A 17,180-nucleotide genomic window follows, 5' to 3' on the forward strand; every position below is an offset into this window, starting at 1 on the left:
CCCCCCCCCCCCCCCCCCCCCCCCCCCCCCCGTGCTCCTACAGGGTTGAGTTAGAAACCTAACTTGTCGCGCAGGCCGTAATACCAGGCACCCATGGCGGCAAACGGTGTGCGCAAGAGTTGCCCGCCCGGGAAGGGGTAGTGCGGCAGGTCGGCAAACGCATCAAAACGCTCTGCCTGGCCTCTGAGCGCCTCGGCCAGCACCTTGCCTGCCAAGTGCGTGTACGTCACGCCATGGCCGCTGCAGCCCTGTGAATAGTAGATGTTGTCGCCCAGGCGACCCACTTGCGGCAAGCGCGACAGGGTCAGCAGGAAGTTGCCGGTCCAGGCGTAGTCGATCTTCACATCCTTGAGCTGCGGGAAGGCCTTGAGCATCTTCGGACGAATGATCGCTTCGATGTTGGCCGGGTCACGCGCGCCATACACCACGCCGCCGCCGAAGATCAGGCGCTTGTCGCGGGTGAGTCGGTAGTAATCGAGCAGGTAGTTGCAGTCTTCGACGCAGTAATCCTGCGGCAGCAGCGTTTTAGCCAGCTCATCACCCAGCGGTGCGGTGGTGATGACTTGCGTGCCGCAGGGCATGGACTTGGCCGCCAGCTCCGGCACCAGGTTCCCGAGATACGCGTTGCCCGCGACAATGATGAACTTGGCTCTGACCTTGCCTTCTGCGGTGTGCACCACAGGGTTCGCGCCGCGATCGATGCGCACGGCGGCCGATTGCTCGTAGATGGTGCCGCCCAGGGATTCAACAGCCGCCGCTTCGCCGAGTGCCAGGTTGAGCGGGTGGATATGGCCGCCGCTCATGTCCAGCAGGCCGCCGACATAGTTGTCGCACGCCACCACTTCGCGGATACGGCGTTCGTCCAGCAGCTCCAGTTGTGTGTGCCCGTAGCGCTCCCACAGGCGCTTCTGCGACTCCAGGTGGCCCATGTGCTTGCTGTTAAGGGCGGCGAACACGCCGCCATCCTTCAGGTCGCACTGGATCTGGTACTTGGCGACCCGCTCGCGAATGATCTTGCCGCCTTCAAACGCCATCTGCCCCAGCAGTTGCGCCTGCTTCGGGCCGACGCTGCGCTCGATCACGTCGATATCGCGGCTGTAGCTGTTGACGATCTGCCCGCCATTGCGGCCCGAAGCGCCAAACCCCACCTTGGCGGCTTCCAGGACCGTGACGCGAAAACCGTTCTCCAGCAGGAACAGTGCACTGGAAAGGCCGGTGTACCCAGCGCCAATCACGCACACATCGGTTTCGACGTCCCCTTGCAGCATTGGGCGAGGCGGGACCGCATTGGCGGACGCGGCGTAATACGACTGGGGGTAGGGGGTGTTCGCCATCCTGGAACCTCTGTTTTATATTTTTTACGAGTGCCCAGATCCTACCTGAGTTGAAAATTGCCTGCCAGCCATCCGAAAACCACGGGCGTACCCTACGCAAATAAAAAATTCGCATATTCATAGGGTTAGCTGCAAAAAAGATGTTGACACCCCTTCGGAATTCCGTAGAATGCCGCCTCACAGCAGGCACGTAGCTCAGTTGGTTAGAGCACCACCTTGACATGGTGGGGGTCGTTGGTTCGAGTCCAATCGCGCCTACCAAACAAAATCCGCTCTGCTGGGCGGTCTAGAAGGGCTCACCGAAAGGTGGGCCCTTTTTTGTTGCCTGTGATTTGGCCAAGCGGCTCCCTTGGCCTTAACCACCAATATCGGTTGCTACAGGAGAGTCAGCAGAAAAGCGTAGCCACCGACAGCAGGCAGATGATTTGCACCACCATTTGGCAGCGTATTTCACCATTCGTTGTCGCCATTCCCATTTGTCCGGCGTACATAGCGGCTACCCTCTTTGTCGGCAACAGTGCCGTCAGCGATGCGCGGGAACGCGCAAGACCTGAATTGAGTATAGGTCTGTAACGGAATTCGTCATTGTTGGGCTGGCACTGTGCCTGCGATCAATGATGCCTAAGTGCTATCACCCATGTACAATCGCCCTCGACCGATACCCGGTCGAGCCAATGACGGCGATAGGGAGTGGTAGCTATGAGCGTTCGGATTGCGTTTGGGGTTGCAGCATTGGTGATGTTGGCAGGTTGTGCCACCAGCCGCTCGGAAGTGGATGTCAATGTCGCGCCGCTGAATACCACGCAGGCGGCTGCCTCCAGCAATGGCAAGAAAGTGCTGATTAGCACCGTCGATGATCGCGTCTTCCAGATCTCCCCTCGCAGCCCTGATACCCCCTCCCTGAAAAACGATGAAGTGACGGACAAGTCGATCACCGAGCGTGCCATTGCGCGTAAGCGCAACAGCTACGGCCAGGGCCTCGGCGATGTGCTGCTGCCGTCGGGTCGTACGGTGTCCCAACTGGTCAACGAATCGGTTGCGGCGGCCTACAAGCAGGCGGGTTATCAAGTGGTAACAGAGCCGGGCGCAGCCGATGCGACAGCCGTGAAGGTGCACATCGTTGAGTTCTGGTCGTGGTTCACCCCCGGATTCTTCTCCGTCGACGTCAGCAACAAGTCTCACCTGCGCATCGAAACGCCGGGCGCCACTGAGTTGAATGTGGTCACCCGTAAAAACGAAAGCATGCAGGCAGTCACTGAAAACGACTGGAAGAAGATCACCGAGGCCGGTTTGCAGGAAGTGTCGCGTGAGACACTCAAGCAGCTCTGACCTTGGATAAAAAATGGGCCAACCGGGAGGTTGGCCCATTTTTGCTTCTGCCGTATGCCTCGCCTGCCGCTGAAGTCAGTGAGTCTGCGTCACCTTCTTCAAAAACCTCGGCTGATCGGGATTACGTCCGCGCGCCACCGCCAACTGCGCAGCACTCAGATAAAACCCCTGGATCATCGTGAACGGCTCCAGCAACGGGTGCGCCGTCGGTACGCTGGGCAGCAAGCCTTCGCAGACGGTGCCATGCGGGGCCACCACCAGCACCTGAGCACCGCGGGCGCGCATTTCTTCGGCAAACGCCAGGCTGCCCGGCTGCTCCGGGCCTGAGGGGGCAAAGACCAGCACGGGGTAGCCTTCCTCGATGATCTCCATCGGGCCATGACGCACTTCGGCACTGGAAAACGCCTCGGCCTGGATGCCGGAGGTTTCCTTCAATTTCAGCGCGGCCTCTTGCGCGATAGGCAAGGCTGCTCCTCGGCCGATCACGATCATTTTGTCGGCGCTCGCCAATACCGTGTGCAGCGCCGACCAGTCTTCGCTAGCCGCCTGGCGCATTTGCTCCGGCAGCGTTTGCAGCGCGCTGGTCAAACCGTTGTCGATGGCCAGCGCGTCGGCCAGGTAGGCCACGGTTTGAGCGCCCGCCATCAACATCGCCACATAGCTCTTGGTGGCGGCCACGCTTTGTTCCAGGCCGGCCGGCAACAGCACTTCATGATCGCTTACCGCCGCCAGCGGCGAGGCCGGTGTGTTGACCAGCGCCACCGAGCGCGCACCGCGTTGCTGCAGGTAGTGCACGCTGTCGATCAGGTCCGGGCTTTTGCCGGATTGGGAAAAGGCCGCGACCCACGCTTTTTTCAGGCGCAGCGGCGGCTGTTGCAGGCTGACCAGCGACAACGGAATCGACAGGCTAGGCACGCCCACCTGGCTCATCAGGGCGTAGCTGAAATAGGCGGCTGCATGGTCCGAGCTGCCGCGTGCAACGGTGATCATCAGTTCGGGCAGCGCGTGGGCCCATTGCTGGCTCAGCGCACGAACGGCGCTGTCCTCGTCGAGCATGCGTTGCACGATCGCGGGGATGGACAGGGTTTCACTCAACATGAACGACATGATCAATCTCCAAGGGCGTCAATGGACTCGCCAGCGGCGATCAACTGGCGGGCGATGGCGTTTAAGCCGGCGGCGTCCATGGCCATGCTGAAGGCGCCCCAGAGCGGCGCATCGTGGGTGAAAAACGCGGTGGTGAGCGCGGGCGGAAAGGGCACCACGCGTTGGATCAATTGCTCCATCATCGGTGCCAACAGGGACGCCTGGCGATACAGGCCGCCGCCAATCGCGATGCGCTCCACATCCAGCGCTACCGCCAGGTTGGCGACCTGTACGGCACATGCGGCAATGCGCAGCTCAAGGGCTCTGCGCACGTCGGGATTGGCGCTGGCAAACAAATCCAGGGGCTGGTGCCCGTCCCCGAGCATCTCGTCGGCCAAGCGGCTCAGCGCATTGCCGGAAAACAGTTCTTCCAGAGGCGCGTTGCCGTTCTGGAAGGTGGCCCATTGCTCAGGATGCGCCGGGTCGATAAAGGGCGAGAGCAGGTAGCCGACTTCCATCGCGGCGCCGTTGTGCCCGCGCACCAGCTTGCCATTGGCGATGGCGGCGGCAGAAAGCCCTGTGCCCAGGTTCAGGTAGATCGCGTTGTCGACACCGGCCAACGAGCCCCAGCGTACTTCGGCCAAGGCGCCGGCTTTCACATCGTTGTCCAGGGTGACACACACGTTGCCGAATGCCCGGGCGATCAAAGCCTGTAAGTCGAGCCCCTCGAAGCCTGGTGTGTTGGGCGCCATCAGCAAGGTCGGGCCGCGGACCACGCCGGGGAACACCGCGGCCACGCTCAGCACTTGGGCACTGTCGAATTCCGCCACGCAGTCGCGCGCGGCGTCGAGGATGCGCTGCAAAGCCGGCACGCCAGACAAACCGTCGGCGTGGGTGGCGAGGATCCGCGTATTCATACGCTGGCGAGCGGTGTCGTAGCAGGCCACCTGCGTCTTGGTGCCGCCCACGTCGATCGCCAGTAGCAAGCCTTGCCGGGGCGCCGCAGCGCCCGTTGATTCGATGGTTTCGTGCATTGCATTGATCACTTATTGAAAGGCCACAACCGCTGGACCCGTGCCCAGAACAGATAGGCCACGCTGCCGGCCAGCACCCACACCAGTGACCACTGAATAGGGTAGGCGCCGGGCGCATTGTGGTTGGACGCCATATAGATATAGACCCAGCCCAGCAACGCAATCAGCGCAGGCACCGGGTAGAGCCACATTTTGTAAGGCCGTGCCAGGTGCGGCTTGGTCTTGCGCAGCACCAGCAAGGAGACGATCTGCGCCACCGACTGCACCAGGATCATCACCGCCGTCAGCAGTTGGATCAGCGTGTTCAAGTCAGTCAGCCGTCCGATCATGAAACCCACGGAGGTCAGCAGGCCCATGCTCAAGATGCCCCAGGTGGGGAACTCATGCTTGGGGTGGGTCTTGCTGAAAGCACTGAAGAACACGTTGTCCTTGGCCGCTTCGAAGGGCACGCGGGAGCCGCCGAGCAAGCCGGCGAACACCGAGGCAACGGCGGTGATCAGGATCAGCACGGTAACAATGCCCGCAGCGGTGCTACCCCAGGTTTCGCTGAGCACCACGGAGGCGACGGATTTGTACGCAGCAGATTCCGGATCGAGCATGCGGTGCCAGTCCACCACGCCCAGCACACCCACTTGCATCACCAAGTAGATAGTCAGGATCCCAACGATCGACAGGATGATCGACTTGGGAATCACCCGCCCGGGCTGCTCGACTTCACCCGCCAGGTAGGCCGAAGTATTGTAGCCCAGGTAGTCATAGATGCCGATGGTCAGGCCACCGGCCATGCCAAACCAGAAACCGCTGTCGGCCAGGTTGAACGCGCCTTCCGGGAAAGTGAACGCCAGGTCGGCGTGAAAGTTGGACAGCGCGGCAGCGATCAGCGCGCCGATGCTGACCAGCATGATCACCCACAGCACGATGCTCAATTTGGCGATGGATTCGATTTTGCGCCAAAGCATGACGATGATCAGCCAGATGACAGCCAGACCGATCAGGTTGCCAGCCGTCGGGCTCATGTCGGGCCAGAACCAGGTGAGGTATTGCACGAAGCCGATGATGCCGGTGGACATGATCAGCGGGATAAACAGCATCGCCGTCCACACGAACAGAAATGGCAGCAGCTTGCCGGTGCGTTTGCCAAAGGCTTCGCGCAGGTAAACGTAAGTGCCGCCCGCACCCGGCAGCGACGCACCGAGTTCGGCCCAGACCAGCCCGTCACACAGCGCCAACAGCGCGCCGAGAATCCAGCCCAGGTAGGCCTGGGGCCCACCCATGATCACGATCATGGCCGGGATGGTAATGAAGGGGCCCACGCCGCACATCTGGCTCATGTTCAGGGTGATGGCGGGGAATAGGCCGATTTTGCGTTTGCCGTTGGGCAAATCCGGATCGACGGGTGTCAGCGTGCTCATGGGGACGACCTCTTGTTCGAGTGACAGACGCGTGAGGGCAGATTGCAAAAGGGCCTGCTTGCCATCGAGGGTGCTGTCGACCCGTCATTGTTTTTATGGGGCGTAACCGGCATTCGCAGCGGGTGCGAGAGACCGAGGCGCCTAGAAAACCACAGCAAGAGTATTAATTCAACTTGATTTAATTAATCGCCTGCACGGATTATCGCCCCATGAAAAACCTCCCGAACACACGCACCGTCACCACCGGCACCAACGCCGAACACGCCCGTTTGCATAATCGTCGGGTGATTCTCGAAGCCATTCGCCAGAGCGGGCGCCTGACCCGTGCTGACCTCACACGGCTGACCTCGCTGACTGCGCAGACGATTTCCAACATCGTCACCGAGTTGCAGGAGGAGGGCGTGCTGCTGGCCCACGCGGCCGAGAAGGGTGGGCGAGGCCAGCCGCCGGTGCCGCTGTCCCTGAACCCTGAGGGCGGCTATTCCATCGGTTTTCATATCGAGCAGCACCGCATCATCGGTGTGTTGCTCGACCTGCTCGGCCAGACGGTGGCCCAGGTCACCCTGGCGGTCAGCTACCCCACCTTTGAGCAGGCGTTGCCGCTGATCCTGGACCATGTGAAAGGTTTTCGGCAGCATCGACCGGGCGCGCGCTTTCTTGGCGTGGGCATCGCGTTGCCCGGGCCTTTCAGCGTCGAGGGCATGACGGCCGTGGGGCCGACGGCGATGTCCGGCTGGGACGATCCAGGTATCCCGCTGCGCTTGCAGCAAGAGGTCGGCCTGCCGGTGCTGATTGAAAACGACGCCACCGCCGCGACCATGGGCGAGCGCCTGTACGGTATCGCCAGCGACCTGAACAATTTCGTGCATTTGTTTATCGGCAGCGGGCTTGGCGCAGGTCTTTACCTGGGTAACCGTTTGTATTCCGGCCATTGGCACAATGCCGGTGAGATCGGTCACATGACGGTCATCCCGGGGGGCAAGGCGTGTTTTTGCGGCAACCAGGGATGCCTGGAGCGCTACATTTCGATCGCTGCATTGCTCGAGCACCTGGGATATCCCGCCGATCATGACCTCGGCACCTGGGACGCCAACGATCAGGTGCTCAACGCGCGCGTAGAGGGTTGGCTGGATGAGGCGGTGCCAGCGTTGCGCCAAGCGATCAACATTCTTGAGTCGGTGCTCGACCCGCAGACTATCTTGATCAGCGGCTTTCTGCCCGACGCCATTCTGGCGCGTTTGATCACCCGCCTTGAGCCCTTGAGCCGTTCGATCAGCAGCCGTTCGGGCCGTCAGTATCCGCGCATTCAGATGGGCGCTGCGGGGCAAGATGCGGTGGCGCTGGGGGCGGCCGCCCTGATGATCCTGGCCGAGATCAGCCCTGACTATGAGGCGTTGCTCAAGCCGGAGTGAGGAGGGGCGTTCGCTGATGACCTTCAGGCCATCAGCGAGGCTTTCTTGCAGGCGAATTACTTGGCCTTGGCGCTCTTGATGTCGCTGATCAATTGCTTGGCAATCGCCTGCACTTGTTTCTGGGTCATGGCCGAGGCAATCCCTTCCCAGGCGGACGACTCCGTGTTGTAGGTGCGTGAGCCGATGGGCGCACCGGATTTCAGGTCAGAAAAGTCAGCACGCGAGAATACCCAGGCGTTACCCACCAGGGCGCCGGCCACGTAGCGCGAACCCGGTTCGATGTAGCGGAACTTGCTGACGTTGATGCTGATGCCAACGCCGTCTGTGGCACCGGTGGTGACTGACGGGCTTTCGGTAAGATTGAAGCCGGCCTGGCGAGCTTCGACCGCCAGTGCGTTATTCCAGTCCCGCTTGAGCAGGTTCCAGTCGGGGTTCTGCTCCACCTGGTTTTCGCCTTTGATGCTGACGACGAGGTTCTGCTTGGCCGATTCGGGGATGGCCAGCGCTTCACTACCGCCGCTTTTTACCTTGGCGGCGCAACCACCCAGCATGGACAGGGCTACAGCACACGAGAGAGCGATCAAGACCTTTGGGGCTTTCATTGAATTTCCATATCCACAGCAGGTTGGGGCGCCGGTGTCGGCACCGCACCCGAGAATCGGGCGGCGCTACGATGCTCGACCACCCGGTTGTTTGTCCACATCTTGTTACGTTCAGCCCTGCAATCGCCCACAAGAATTATTGGTTTGCAGCAACAATTTTTCTTGTTGGACACCCCCCGCCCCCAAGCAGCAAAGTTGCCGCCACTGACGCTCGACCTTCAAGGTCAACAATAAAAACCGCGCCGGGCTGCACGCCACTTTCATGCTGTGAACCCTTGGTTCACAACCTGCTATCACGGCGCCGCAGCGCGCATTCAGGACCTCATCGTCATGCAAACTGTTGTGAACCTATGGCCGTTGATCGGCGTACTCGTCATCGTGGTTGGCTTTGTCTTGCGCTTCAATCCGCTGCTGGTGGTCACCGCAGCGGCCATCGCCACCGGGCTGGCGGCGCAGTTTCCGCTGGAGAAAATTCTCTCCAGCATGGGTGAAGGTTTCCTTCAGACCCGCGCCCTGCAACTGATCCTGTTATTGCCCCTGGCGGTCATTGGCCTGCTGGAGCGCCATGGCCTGCGCTTGCATGCGCAGAACTGGATTGCGCGGTTCGAGCGTGCGACCGTCGGGCGCTTGTTGATCATCTACCTGTTTGTACGCGAATCCACCGCGGCCATGGGCTTGACCAGCCTGGGTGGCCACCCGCAAATGGTGCGCCCGTTGCTGGCGCCGATGGCGGAAGGTGCGGCGGAAAAACGCTATGGCAAGCTGCCTGATAAACTGCGCCACAAAGTGCTGGCCATGTGCGCGGCGACCGACAACGTCGGCCTGTTTTTTGGCGAGGACATCTTCGTCGCCTTTGGTGCGATTGCACTGATGCACACCTTCCTGCTGGGCTCCGGCATCGACGTGGAGCCGCTGCACATTGCCGTGTGGGGCATTCCGACGGCGATCTGCGCTTTCATCATCCATGCGATCCGCCTGCATCGATTTGACCGAAGGCTCACCCGCGACATGACGCCGGCAGCCACCTCAGTGGAGGCTGCGCAATGATCATCTCCATTCAATACCTGTACTGGCTGGCCGGTGTGTTGCTGCTGATCACGGCGGGCATGATCCTGCTGGATCGAACCCACCCCAAACGCTGGTCTACCGCGCTGTTCTGGTTACTCTTCGCCATTCCGTTTTTGGTGGGCGAGCGCCTGCCGCCGGTGGTTATTGGGGTTGGCGTGGTGGTGATGGCGCTGATCGCAGGGTTGGGTGGTGTAGGGCGCGGGGCCCATGGCCCATTGCACGACAAGGCTGCCCGCGCCAGTGCTGGTCGCCTGGGCCACAAACTGTTTATCCCGGCGCTGGCGATTCCGTTGACCACGGTGATTGGTTCAGTGCTGCTCAAGAACACCCAAATCGGCGGTGTGCCGTTGCTGGACCCGAAGAACACCACGTTCGTCTCCCTGGGCATTGGCTGCCTGATCGCCCTCGGCCTGGCGTGCTGGCTGACCCGTGACACGCCGGTGCAAGCCCTGCGCGAGTCACGACGCCTGACCGAAGCCTTGGGCTGGGCCATGGTGCTGCCGCAGATGCTGGCCATGCTCGGGCTGTTGTTCAACGAGGCCGGGGTCGGCACGGCGGTGGCGCATGTCACCACCACTTACATCAACCTGGATTTCAAGCTGGTGGCGGTGATGGTCTATGTGCTGGGCATGGCCTTGTTCACCGTGATCATGGGCAACGGCTTTGCCGCGTTCCCGGTGATGACCGGTGGCGTGGGTGTCCCTGTGCTGGTGGGGATCTATGGTGGTAACCCGGCGGTGATGGCTGCGATCGGCATGTTCTCCGGCTACTGCGGTACGCTGATGACGCCGATGGCGGCCAACTTCAACATCGTGCCGGCAGCGTTGCTCGAGTTGCCCGACAAGAATGCCGTGATCAAGGCGCAGCTGCCGACCGCCTTGATGATGCTGGTGGTCAATATTGTCCTGCTCTACCTGTTGATGTGAGGCTAACGATGCACACTGTTTTGCTGACGGGCTTTGAGCCCTTTGATCAAGACCCGGTGAATCCTTCTTGGGAAGCGGTTCGCCAACTGGATGGAGTGCAAGTAGGGAGCGACATGCAGGTTGTTGCGCGTCGCTTGCCCTGTGCGTTTGCCACGGCGGGAGACTGCCTGATCCAGTTGATCGATGAGCTGCGACCGTCGATGGTCATTGCGACGGGCCTGGGGCCTGGGCGCAGCGATATCTCCGTTGAGCGAGTGGCAATCAACCTCAACGATGCGCGAATCCCGGATAACCTGGGTGCGCAGCCAATTGATACGGCCGTGGTGCCTGATGGCCCGGCTGCCTATTTTTCCACGTTGCCGACCAAGGCCATGGTCAAGGCTGTGCGTGAGTCGGGCATTGCCGCGTCAGTCTCGCAAACGGCAGGGACGTTTGTGTGCAACCAGGTGTTCTATCGATTGCAACATGCACTGGTTGGGTCGGGCGTACGCAGTGGGTTTATTCATGTGCCGAACCTGCCGGAGCAGGTGATGGGATCGGGGCAGCCTTCGATGGCGCTGGGAACGTTGGTTGAAGGGTTACGGGTGGCACTCCTGGCGGCGTGGCGAACAACAGTGGATATCAGTGAAACGGGCGGGCAGGTCAGTTGACCAGCCCGCAGGGGCTCAACTTGTCAGAAGTCGGGTCAAGCCGAAAGTAATAGCGCAGGCCAGTCCTGTCATCGCGAAGGCTGTGGCTACATACCATTTGATGAGGTTGAGCTCGGTCGTCGCGAGGTCTGCCCGCGTGGCGAAGTGTTTTTCTGAGGAATCTGTTCTGCTTGATACGGCGATCAGCTTCTCTTTCATTTCCGCCAGCCCCTTTTCAAGTAAGCCCAATCTTTTTTCCACGCCCGAACCTCCTCCATTTCCTCCACCGCCTCTGCCTTGAGCCGGCACGTTCAGCGTACTTTCTGCGCTGAGTCGATACTGTTTTTTCTCCAACGCCTGACACCTGTTTCCGATCATTTGAAAGAGCACGTTGGAAGCAAGAGTAGTGGGAGTTCGGCGCGGCTGTGACATTGAAATTTTTGCAAAATAACTCGGAACGCCTGGCGTGCGGTTCTCACTCCTCCCGCCGAGGAAAGAACAATTCAAAACGCGTGGTTCCCGCCTCACTGCTCACACTGTACCGCCCGTTATGCAACTGCATGATGGTCGCCACGATCGACAACCCCAGCCCGTTGGACTGAGCCGAACGTTCCCGCGACTCATCCACCCGGTAGAAGCGTTCAAACAGCCTTGGCAAATGCTCCGCCGCAATGGTTTCGCCTCGGTTGCTGACACTCAGGTGAATGCCGTCGTCGTTCGGCACTGCCGCAATCACCAGCTCGGAACTCGGCGCGCCATATTTGATGGCATTGGCGCATAGATTGGCCAGGGCGCGGCGCAACAACATCGGCTCGGCCCAGATCACGCCGTCACCTTGCGCGAGAATGCTGATGTCCACATCACTCGCCAGCCCTTCGAAGTAGTCGGCCATCCGCTCCACTTCATCAGCCGCGCTCAGTTCCTGGCGCTGGCGCAAGGCGCTGGCGGGGTCGGTGCGGGCCAGGAACAGCATGTTGTCGAGCATCCGCGCCAGGCGTTCGAGTTCTTCGACGTTGGAGGCCAGCAGTTGCTGGTAGCTCTCGATGCTGCGGTTTTGCTGCAGCGCCACCTGGGTTTCCCCCAACAGATTGTTGATCGGCGTGCGCAGCTCGTGGGCCATGTCGGTGGACACTTGGCCCAGTTGCACAAAGCCCTTGGCGAGTCGCTCCAGCATGGTGTTAAAGGAATCGATCATCGGCAGCAGTTCTTTGGGCGCACCGTGGCTGTCGAGGCGTTCGGCCAGGTTGCCCACGCCGATGCCTTGGGCGTGCGTGGCCAGGCGCCGCAGAGGCACGAGCCCACGGTGGACCAACAGGTAACCCACCAGGGCGAGGATGATCGCGGCGATGGTCGCCAACACAAATACGCTCAGGCGATAGCTGGCGAGCATGGCGGTGCGTTCGGTCATCAGGCGCCCGGTGGTGACCTGCAGGCTGCCCAGGTCGCCGGAGTCGATGGAGGCGGCCACGGTTGCGAAGGGCACGCCATTCACGCCGGGCAAATGGTGCACGTCGGAAAAGCCCAGCTCATGGCCCCGTGGCACCGGGGTCACGGTAGGCATTTCAATGTTGCCCGGGTTGACCAGCAGCAACGGTGTCTGGCCCGGCGCTGCGATACTCAGCACCGATTCGCTGTTGCCCAGCATGTTCTGGAACAACTCCGGCTTGGTCTTGATCAGGTCCAGCGTGTTGCTGTCGTTGAGCAGATTGCGCAACTGATCTGCGCGATAGATCAGTGCGGCGTCATCACGTTTGATCAGCTCGCGTTCCAGCTCGCGATACAACGCCACGCCCAGGGTGGCCAAGAGGCCGAAGGCAAGCAAGGCGAAGATCAACGCCAGGCGCAGGGTCAGGGAGTAATGGCGAGTGCGGCTCATGGCTGGGTATCGAAGCGGTAGCCGATGCCCCGCACGCTGTGGATCAACTTGAGCTGGAACGGGTCGTCGATTTTCAGGCGCAGGCGCCGCACGGCCACGTCTACCACATTGGTGTCGCTGTCGAAATTCATGTCCCACACCCGCGAGGCGATCATCGAGCGTGACAGCACCTGGTCCTGGTGCGTGGCGAACAGATGCAGCAGGGCGAATTCTTTGTTGGTCAGGGTAATGCGCGTGCCGGCGCGGGTGACGCGGCGCTTGAGCACGTCGATTTGCAGGTCGGCGATCTGCAGCTGTTCCTCTTCGCGGCTCGGGCCACGACGGGTCAGGGTGCGCAGGCGTGCGACCAGTTCGGCGAAGGAAAACGGTTTGATCAGGTAATCGTCGGCACCCAGTTCCAGGCCCTTGATGCGGTCGGCGATGTCATCGCGGGCGGTCAGAAACAACACGGGTGTATCCGCTTCCTTGCGCAGGCGACGCAACACTTCCCAGCCGTCCATTTTAGGCATCATCACGTCCAGCACAATCACGTCGAACGGCGTTTCCAGCGCCTGGTGCAACCCGTCCACGCCATCACGGGCGAGGGTCACGGAGTAGCCCAGTTCCTGCAGGCCATTGAGCAGGTAATTGCCGGCCTTGGGTTCGTCTTCGACTACGAGAATATTCATGGGAAGTGCCTTGGTTCGTCGCGTTGCGCAAGTGTAGCCCGATCAATTGTCACTGGCGCAACCGATGCCTTGCACCTGGTAGTCCAGTACGTGTTCGCGACCCTGGTGGTCCAGGTAGTCGAGGCGGGCTGGGACGATGCCGCATTGGCCGTAGGTGTCGGTGCTCGACAGCACTTTGTCGACATCCAAGTGAACAAAGAAACCGACCTTGTCGTGGATCACGTTGGCGGCGGGTGCGGTGTCGGCAGCAAACACTGAACCGGTGGCAAGCAAAGCGGTAAAACCGAGGATAAACAGTTTCATGGTGGTATCTCTCTTTAAGGGCTGGCTGCCAGGTCCTGGCAGTAAGTTCACGGTAACCAGGTGACGCAAACAGCCAGCCAACAGGATGATGACAAGTTCGTAATGAAGGGCTTAAGGCTGGCGGCCCGACGCTTCGAGGATCAGGTCGGTGATTTCCTTGGCGTGGGACACCAGCGACAGGTGGCTCGACGGCAGCTCGATGGTGGTGGCGTTCATGCGCTTGGCGAGGAAGCGTTCCAGGTCCGGGTTGATGGTCTGGTCATTGGCCGACACCGCGTACCAGGACGGCTTGGTGTGCCAGGCGGCGTTCACCGTGCGGCCGCTGAACAAGGTCTTGGTGATGGGTTGCTGCACGGCATACAGCTCGAGGGCCTTGGTGCGAGGCACGTCAGCGGCGAAGTACTTGAGGAACGCGTCCTGACTCAGGGTGAGGTAGCCATCGTGGTCTTCAACGCCGGCACGTACTGGCATGGTCGGGTACTTGGCGGAGAGGGCGACGAAGTCTTCGTTGGCGTCCGGCGCACGGGCGGCGACGTACACTAGCGAGCTGACTTTCGAATTCGCGCCAGCGTCGCTGACCACGGTGCCGGCGTATGAATGGCCGACCAGTACGGTAGGGCCGTCCTGTTGATCAAGGACGCGATTGGTCGCGGCAACGTCATCGGCGACCGAGGTCAGCGGGTTTTGCACCGCGGTGACGTGCAGACCGGCCGCTTGCAAGCGAGTGATCACTTCGGACCAGCTCGACCCATCGGCCCAGGAGCCATGCACCAGTACCACGTTGTTGGCTTTGACCGGCGCGACGGTGCTGGCCATGGCGGTGCCGGTTCCCAGCATCAACAGGCTGGCGGCGATCAGGCAAAGTTTGCTTGCAGGCTTCATGGGTGGACCCTTTTTCATCAGTGGGAAGTGGCGTCAACCGGTGTGGGTGACTGACGACTCCACTGTATGAAGTGAGGGTGCTTCTTAGACTGACAGCTTCATTACAAACCTGTAATCCAATCGGCTTGGCGTGCGCCGCCGTCGTTTACAAGCGCGGGCGTGATCCGTAGATTGCATCGGGCCTTTTACGTGTCCCTGCCCAAGAGGAAGCCCAGCAGTGTCTATCTCCGCTCCTGCCATTTTTGCCCGACGTTACCGCGCCTTTCTGTTTGACATGGACGGTACCCTGCTCAATTCCATCGCTGCGGCGGAGCGCGTGTGGAGCATCTGGGCGCAGCGCCATGGCCTGGATGTAGCGGCGTTCCTGGCAACCATTCACGGGGCAAGGGCCATCGACACCATTACTCGCCAGGCGTTGCTGGGCGTTGATCCGGAAGTTGAGGCGCAGTGGATTACCGAGGCCGAAATCAACGATGTCGAGGGGGTCGTGGCGATACCCGGCGCTGTCGAGTTTCTGAACGGCTTGCCAGGCGATCAATGGGCGTTGGTCACGTCAGCACCCAGGGAGCTTGCGTTGCGGCGCCTGCAAGCCGCCGGGATCAGCCCGCCAGCGGTGTTGGTGACCGCTGAGGACGTGGCGGTCGGCAAGCCGGATCCGGCGTGTTACGTGCTGGGCGCGCAGCGTTTGGGCGTTCCGGTGCAGGATTGCCTGGTGTTTGAAGATGCAGCGGTGGGTATTCGCGCAGGGGAAGCAGCGGGGGCGGATGTGGTCGTGGTGACGTCGACGCACCTGAAGCCCATGCACACGCCGCATCTTTCGATCGACGGTTATGGGCAATTACAGGCCCGGCGTGACGATGAGGGGTTTCTGCGGCTGTCGAGCCGCGTGGGCTGAAGCGTTTCCCGCTAGCGGTCGTCGTTGTCGTTGAGAAGGGGTTGGTTCGAGGGTGTTTGTAGCCGGGTGTTCTTCATGCCTTGGCGCGACAGCACCATTTCCCTGAGGATTTCATTGGCGAGCCGAGCAATGGCTTCGGCGCCACGGTAGTGGGCGCGGACGATACCGGTGATTGCGAAATGATCTGTTTCGGGACCACTGAGAATGGCTGAAAGCGTACCGTCGGCGTGCAGCGTACAGGCGATCTTGTAACTGGGCAAACGCGCTGCCAGTGCGGCTTCAATTTCGGATTTACTCAGGGTATCCATCTGCTTTTGTGCCTATTGCGGACCGTGCAAACCCAAGCATAGAACTTGCCGGGAGACTGTAAATACCAGCGATCCGATAGCGCTGCACGGGCCGTCAACGTGCTGTTTTCTGCGATGAGGCATGGTTTGCGCGACGGCACAGTTTGCGTTGCATCGCCGTTTGAATCGGCTTGAGGCAGAATGCGAACAGATAGGCACCGAGGAACAGCATCAGGTCCAGCCACGAATGGGCTTGGCGCCCGCTATCCGGGTTTATTTCACACCTCAGGCCATATTCGAACCCCAAGAAGATTAGCCCTATCAGCAGCGTGATCGTCCAAGAGCGAATTACAAATGGCTGCGCAGTGGATCGCCTCATCTGTGTGCTCCCGGTGCACTCCGATGGCAAGGAATGAGTCAGGAGTTTCGGCTATGAATAAAGTAACAAGTTCCAGGCGTGAAGACAGTTTCATCTTGTTGCCAGGAAGCAGGGCGGGGCGCGCTGATCACGCAACAACCACGTGAACAGGCCAAGCAGGTTTTCGCCAGCCGTTACAGTGAACGAAAAGGCTGGCTACTGAGGGCGCTTCAAGGCGTCTGGTTTTTATCCGGAGCAGTCAGGCCGGCCTGGATGCGCTGGTAAATCTCCTCGCGATGCACGGCAACATCCTTGGGCGCGTTGATGCCGATTCGTACTTGCTGGCCGCTGACGCCCAGGATGGTGATCGTGATGTCATCACCGATGTTTATGCTTTCACCAACTTTGCGGGTGAGTATAAGCATGGACTTCTCCTTGATTACTTTTAAGGACACATGTTTCAGACAGGGCAGATGTCGGATGTGTGTAGCTTACTGCTTAAGCGCTTCCCTGTGACTGCCTCTTTTAGGACGCATAGAGGCGACATTAATTCCCATGGCGGCATCATACAGGTCTGCGATACATCATTCGCATTGTTTAAGCTAACGTTTATGACGGCCAGAATAGACAGTGAATGATAAAGTTGCCTCTTTATCCTTAAAGGAGCAGGGCAGTGCGTAAAGTAGCGATGGCAATTGCGGTGTTGGCCTTGGCCGGTTGCGGTGAAGGCAAAAGCGTCGACGCCCCCAAGGCCAAGCCTGCCGTGACCGAAAGCCAGCCACAAACCGGCGCAATTGCTGCCCAGGAATGGGATGTGTGGGTGGGCCCGCCGGATCACAAGTTGCAGGCGCTCACCGACCTGACCGCCTGGCTGCTGGAACATGGTTTCAATTTTTATATCGTGAAGGAAGACGGCAAGGACCAGGTATTGCTGGGACCGTTCGCCAGCAAGGCCGAGGCGGAAGCCAAGCAGGCGCTGTTGACCGAGAAACTGGCCCGCGCCAAGAAAAACGATACCGAGTCGCAGGTCATCGAACACAAGACCGCGCAGTAATCGGAAGGCTGGGCGGGTTACCCGC

At 60.4% G+C, this 17,180-nt stretch carries 19 protein-coding genes and 1 tRNA gene; 8 read left to right on the top strand and 12 right to left on the bottom strand.

The annotated features are described in order from the left end of the window. Window positions 1-50: 50 nt before the first annotated feature. Window positions 51-1,334, bottom strand: a complete 1,284-nt coding sequence (locus AC07SU_RS24830) for an NAD(P)/FAD-dependent oxidoreductase (protein WP_494998512.1) — start codon at window positions 1,332-1,334, stop codon at window positions 51-53. Window positions 1,335-1,518: 184 nt separating this feature from the next. Between AC07SU_RS24830 and AC07SU_RS24835 the strand changes: the two genes are divergently transcribed. Both AC07SU_RS24835 and AC07SU_RS24840 read left to right on the top strand, forming a co-directional pair. After that, window positions 1,519-1,595 (top strand) — tRNA-Val (locus AC07SU_RS24835). A 438-nt stretch (window positions 1,596-2,033) separates the two neighbouring features. Beyond that, window positions 2,034-2,663: a YajG family lipoprotein gene (locus AC07SU_RS24840; protein ID WP_494998513.1), complete on the top strand. Its 630-nt coding sequence runs from the start codon at window positions 2,034-2,036 to the stop codon at window positions 2,661-2,663. A 75-nt stretch (window positions 2,664-2,738) separates the two neighbouring features. Here the strand turns inward: AC07SU_RS24840 and AC07SU_RS24845 are convergent, their stop codons facing one another. Genes AC07SU_RS24845 through AC07SU_RS24855 form a run of 3 tightly spaced genes read right to left on the bottom strand, consistent with a single transcriptional unit; the run spans window position 2,739 to window position 6,195 of the window. Next, a complete protein-coding gene (locus tag AC07SU_RS24845; RefSeq protein WP_494998514.1) occupies window positions 2,739-3,770 on the bottom strand; it encodes an SIS domain-containing protein in 1,032 nt (343 codons plus the stop codon). 2 nt (window positions 3,771-3,772) lie between these two features. Beyond that, on the bottom strand, window positions 3,773-4,783 hold the full coding sequence (locus AC07SU_RS24850; protein WP_494998515.1) for an ROK family protein: 1,011 nt from the start codon (window positions 4,781-4,783) through the stop codon (window positions 3,773-3,775). An 8-nt stretch (window positions 4,784-4,791) separates the two neighbouring features. Beyond that, window positions 4,792-6,195, bottom strand: coding sequence for an APC family permease (locus AC07SU_RS24855; protein WP_494998516.1), 1,404 nt, complete (start codon window positions 6,193-6,195; stop codon window positions 4,792-4,794). 209 nt (window positions 6,196-6,404) lie between these two features. On the opposite strand from AC07SU_RS24855, the gene AC07SU_RS24860 reads away from it, so the two are divergent. After that, on the top strand, window positions 6,405-7,607 hold the full coding sequence (locus AC07SU_RS24860) for an ROK family transcriptional regulator (RefSeq protein ID WP_494998517.1): 1,203 nt from the start codon (window positions 6,405-6,407) through the stop codon (window positions 7,605-7,607). Between the two features lie 56 nt (window positions 7,608-7,663). On the opposite strand, the gene AC07SU_RS24865 is transcribed toward AC07SU_RS24860, so the two are convergent. Beyond that, the gene (locus AC07SU_RS24865; protein WP_494998518.1) at window positions 7,664-8,209 is read right to left on the bottom strand and encodes a hypothetical protein; all 546 of its coding nucleotides are present in this window, start codon (window positions 8,207-8,209) and stop codon (window positions 7,664-7,666) included. A gap of 330 nt (window positions 8,210-8,539) precedes the next feature. Here AC07SU_RS24865 and AC07SU_RS24870 point away from each other — a divergent pair, with 330 nt between their 5' ends. From AC07SU_RS24870 to pcp, 3 genes are read left to right on the top strand one after another with little or no spacing between them, the layout of a single operon-like run. After that, on the top strand, window positions 8,540-9,256 hold the full coding sequence (locus AC07SU_RS24870; protein WP_494998519.1) for a DUF969 domain-containing protein: 717 nt from the start codon (window positions 8,540-8,542) through the stop codon (window positions 9,254-9,256). Further along, window positions 9,253-10,203, top strand: coding sequence for a DUF979 domain-containing protein (locus AC07SU_RS24875; RefSeq protein WP_494998520.1), 951 nt, complete (start codon window positions 9,253-9,255; stop codon window positions 10,201-10,203). The genes AC07SU_RS24870 and AC07SU_RS24875 overlap by 4 nt, the downstream gene beginning before the upstream one ends. Window positions 10,204-10,211: 8 nt before the next feature. Then, window positions 10,212-10,853, top strand: a complete 642-nt coding sequence (gene pcp, locus AC07SU_RS24880; protein WP_176998740.1) for a pyroglutamyl-peptidase I — start codon at window positions 10,212-10,214, stop codon at window positions 10,851-10,853. 15 nt (window positions 10,854-10,868) lie between these two features. On the opposite strand, the gene AC07SU_RS24885 is transcribed toward pcp, so the two are convergent. The 5 genes from AC07SU_RS24885 to AC07SU_RS24905 all read right to left on the bottom strand — a co-directional run bounded on the left by AC07SU_RS24885 (window position 10,869) and on the right by AC07SU_RS24905 (window position 14,561). Beyond that, window positions 10,869-11,186 (bottom strand): hypothetical protein, encoded by a 318-nt coding sequence (locus AC07SU_RS24885; protein ID WP_494998521.1) that lies wholly within the window; start codon window positions 11,184-11,186, stop codon window positions 10,869-10,871. A 121-nt stretch (window positions 11,187-11,307) separates the two neighbouring features. Further along, window positions 11,308-12,708 carry a heavy metal sensor histidine kinase gene (locus AC07SU_RS24890; RefSeq protein ID WP_494998522.1) on the bottom strand — a complete coding sequence of 467 codons (1,401 nt, stop codon included), beginning with the start codon at window positions 12,706-12,708 and terminating at the stop codon, window positions 11,308-11,310. Beyond that, complete coding sequence (locus tag AC07SU_RS24895; protein WP_494998523.1) at window positions 12,705-13,376, bottom strand: heavy metal response regulator transcription factor; 672 nt, start codon at window positions 13,374-13,376, stop codon at window positions 12,705-12,707. The genes AC07SU_RS24890 and AC07SU_RS24895 overlap by 4 nt, the downstream gene beginning before the upstream one ends. A gap of 42 nt (window positions 13,377-13,418) precedes the next feature. After that, a complete protein-coding gene (locus AC07SU_RS24900) occupies window positions 13,419-13,679 on the bottom strand; it encodes a DUF2790 domain-containing protein (protein WP_176998742.1) in 261 nt (86 codons plus the stop codon). Window positions 13,680-13,790: 111 nt separating this feature from the next. Beyond that, on the bottom strand, window positions 13,791-14,561 hold the full coding sequence (locus tag AC07SU_RS24905; protein WP_176998743.1) for an alpha/beta fold hydrolase: 771 nt from the start codon (window positions 14,559-14,561) through the stop codon (window positions 13,791-13,793). 217 nt (window positions 14,562-14,778) lie between these two features. Here AC07SU_RS24905 and AC07SU_RS24910 point away from each other — a divergent pair, with 217 nt between their 5' ends. Then, window positions 14,779-15,456, top strand: a complete 678-nt coding sequence (locus AC07SU_RS24910; RefSeq protein WP_494998524.1) for an HAD family hydrolase — start codon at window positions 14,779-14,781, stop codon at window positions 15,454-15,456. A gap of 11 nt (window positions 15,457-15,467) precedes the next feature. On the opposite strand, the gene AC07SU_RS24915 is transcribed toward AC07SU_RS24910, so the two are convergent. Together AC07SU_RS24915 and csrA are read right to left on the bottom strand one after the other, a co-directional pair. After that, on the bottom strand, window positions 15,468-15,764 hold the full coding sequence (locus AC07SU_RS24915; protein WP_494998525.1) for a hypothetical protein: 297 nt from the start codon (window positions 15,762-15,764) through the stop codon (window positions 15,468-15,470). 567 nt (window positions 15,765-16,331) lie between these two features. Next, window positions 16,332-16,526, bottom strand: a complete 195-nt coding sequence (gene csrA, locus AC07SU_RS24920) for a carbon storage regulator CsrA (RefSeq protein WP_003192511.1) — start codon at window positions 16,524-16,526, stop codon at window positions 16,332-16,334. A 263-nt stretch (window positions 16,527-16,789) separates the two neighbouring features. Here csrA and AC07SU_RS24925 point away from each other — a divergent pair, with 263 nt between their 5' ends. After that, the gene (locus AC07SU_RS24925; RefSeq protein WP_176998791.1) at window positions 16,790-17,155 is read left to right on the top strand and encodes an SPOR domain-containing protein; all 366 of its coding nucleotides are present in this window, start codon (window positions 16,790-16,792) and stop codon (window positions 17,153-17,155) included. Window positions 17,156-17,180: the final 25 nt, after the last annotated feature.

The organism is Pseudomonas sp. GW821-FHT05H12 (assembly GCF_059419385.1).

Excerpts from the sequence above, each read along its gene's own strand:
- AC07SU_RS24830 (WP_494998512.1), bottom strand. The coding sequence starts at position 1,334 with ATGGCGAACACCCCCTACCCCCAGTCGTATTACGCCGCGTCCGCCAAT.
- AC07SU_RS24840 (WP_494998513.1), top strand. The coding sequence starts at position 2,034 with ATGAGCGTTCGGATTGCGTTTGGGGTTGCAGCATTGGTGATGTTGGCA.
- AC07SU_RS24845 (WP_494998514.1), bottom strand. The coding sequence starts at position 3,770 with ATGTCGTTCATGTTGAGTGAAACCCTGTCCATCCCCGCGATCGTGCAA.
- AC07SU_RS24850 (WP_494998515.1), bottom strand. The coding sequence starts at position 4,783 with ATGCACGAAACCATCGAATCAACGGGCGCTGCGGCGCCCCGGCAAGGC.
- AC07SU_RS24855 (WP_494998516.1), bottom strand. The coding sequence starts at position 6,195 with ATGAGCACGCTGACACCCGTCGATCCGGATTTGCCCAACGGCAAACGC.
- AC07SU_RS24860 (WP_494998517.1), top strand. The coding sequence starts at position 6,405 with ATGAAAAACCTCCCGAACACACGCACCGTCACCACCGGCACCAACGCC.
- AC07SU_RS24865 (WP_494998518.1), bottom strand. The coding sequence starts at position 8,209 with ATGAAAGCCCCAAAGGTCTTGATCGCTCTCTCGTGTGCTGTAGCCCTG.
- AC07SU_RS24870 (WP_494998519.1), top strand. The coding sequence starts at position 8,540 with ATGCAAACTGTTGTGAACCTATGGCCGTTGATCGGCGTACTCGTCATC.
- AC07SU_RS24875 (WP_494998520.1), top strand. The coding sequence starts at position 9,253 with ATGATCATCTCCATTCAATACCTGTACTGGCTGGCCGGTGTGTTGCTG.
- pcp (WP_176998740.1), top strand. The coding sequence starts at position 10,212 with ATGCACACTGTTTTGCTGACGGGCTTTGAGCCCTTTGATCAAGACCCG.
- AC07SU_RS24890 (WP_494998522.1), bottom strand. The coding sequence starts at position 12,708 with ATGAGCCGCACTCGCCATTACTCCCTGACCCTGCGCCTGGCGTTGATC.
- AC07SU_RS24895 (WP_494998523.1), bottom strand. The coding sequence starts at position 13,376 with ATGAATATTCTCGTAGTCGAAGACGAACCCAAGGCCGGCAATTACCTG.
- AC07SU_RS24900 (WP_176998742.1), bottom strand. The coding sequence starts at position 13,679 with ATGAAACTGTTTATCCTCGGTTTTACCGCTTTGCTTGCCACCGGTTCA.
- AC07SU_RS24905 (WP_176998743.1), bottom strand. The coding sequence starts at position 14,561 with ATGAAGCCTGCAAGCAAACTTTGCCTGATCGCCGCCAGCCTGTTGATG.
- AC07SU_RS24915 (WP_494998525.1), bottom strand. The coding sequence starts at position 15,764 with ATGGATACCCTGAGTAAATCCGAAATTGAAGCCGCACTGGCAGCGCGT.
- csrA (WP_003192511.1), bottom strand. The coding sequence starts at position 16,526 with ATGCTTATACTCACCCGCAAAGTTGGTGAAAGCATAAACATCGGTGAT.
- AC07SU_RS24925 (WP_176998791.1), top strand. The coding sequence starts at position 16,790 with ATGGCAATTGCGGTGTTGGCCTTGGCCGGTTGCGGTGAAGGCAAAAGC.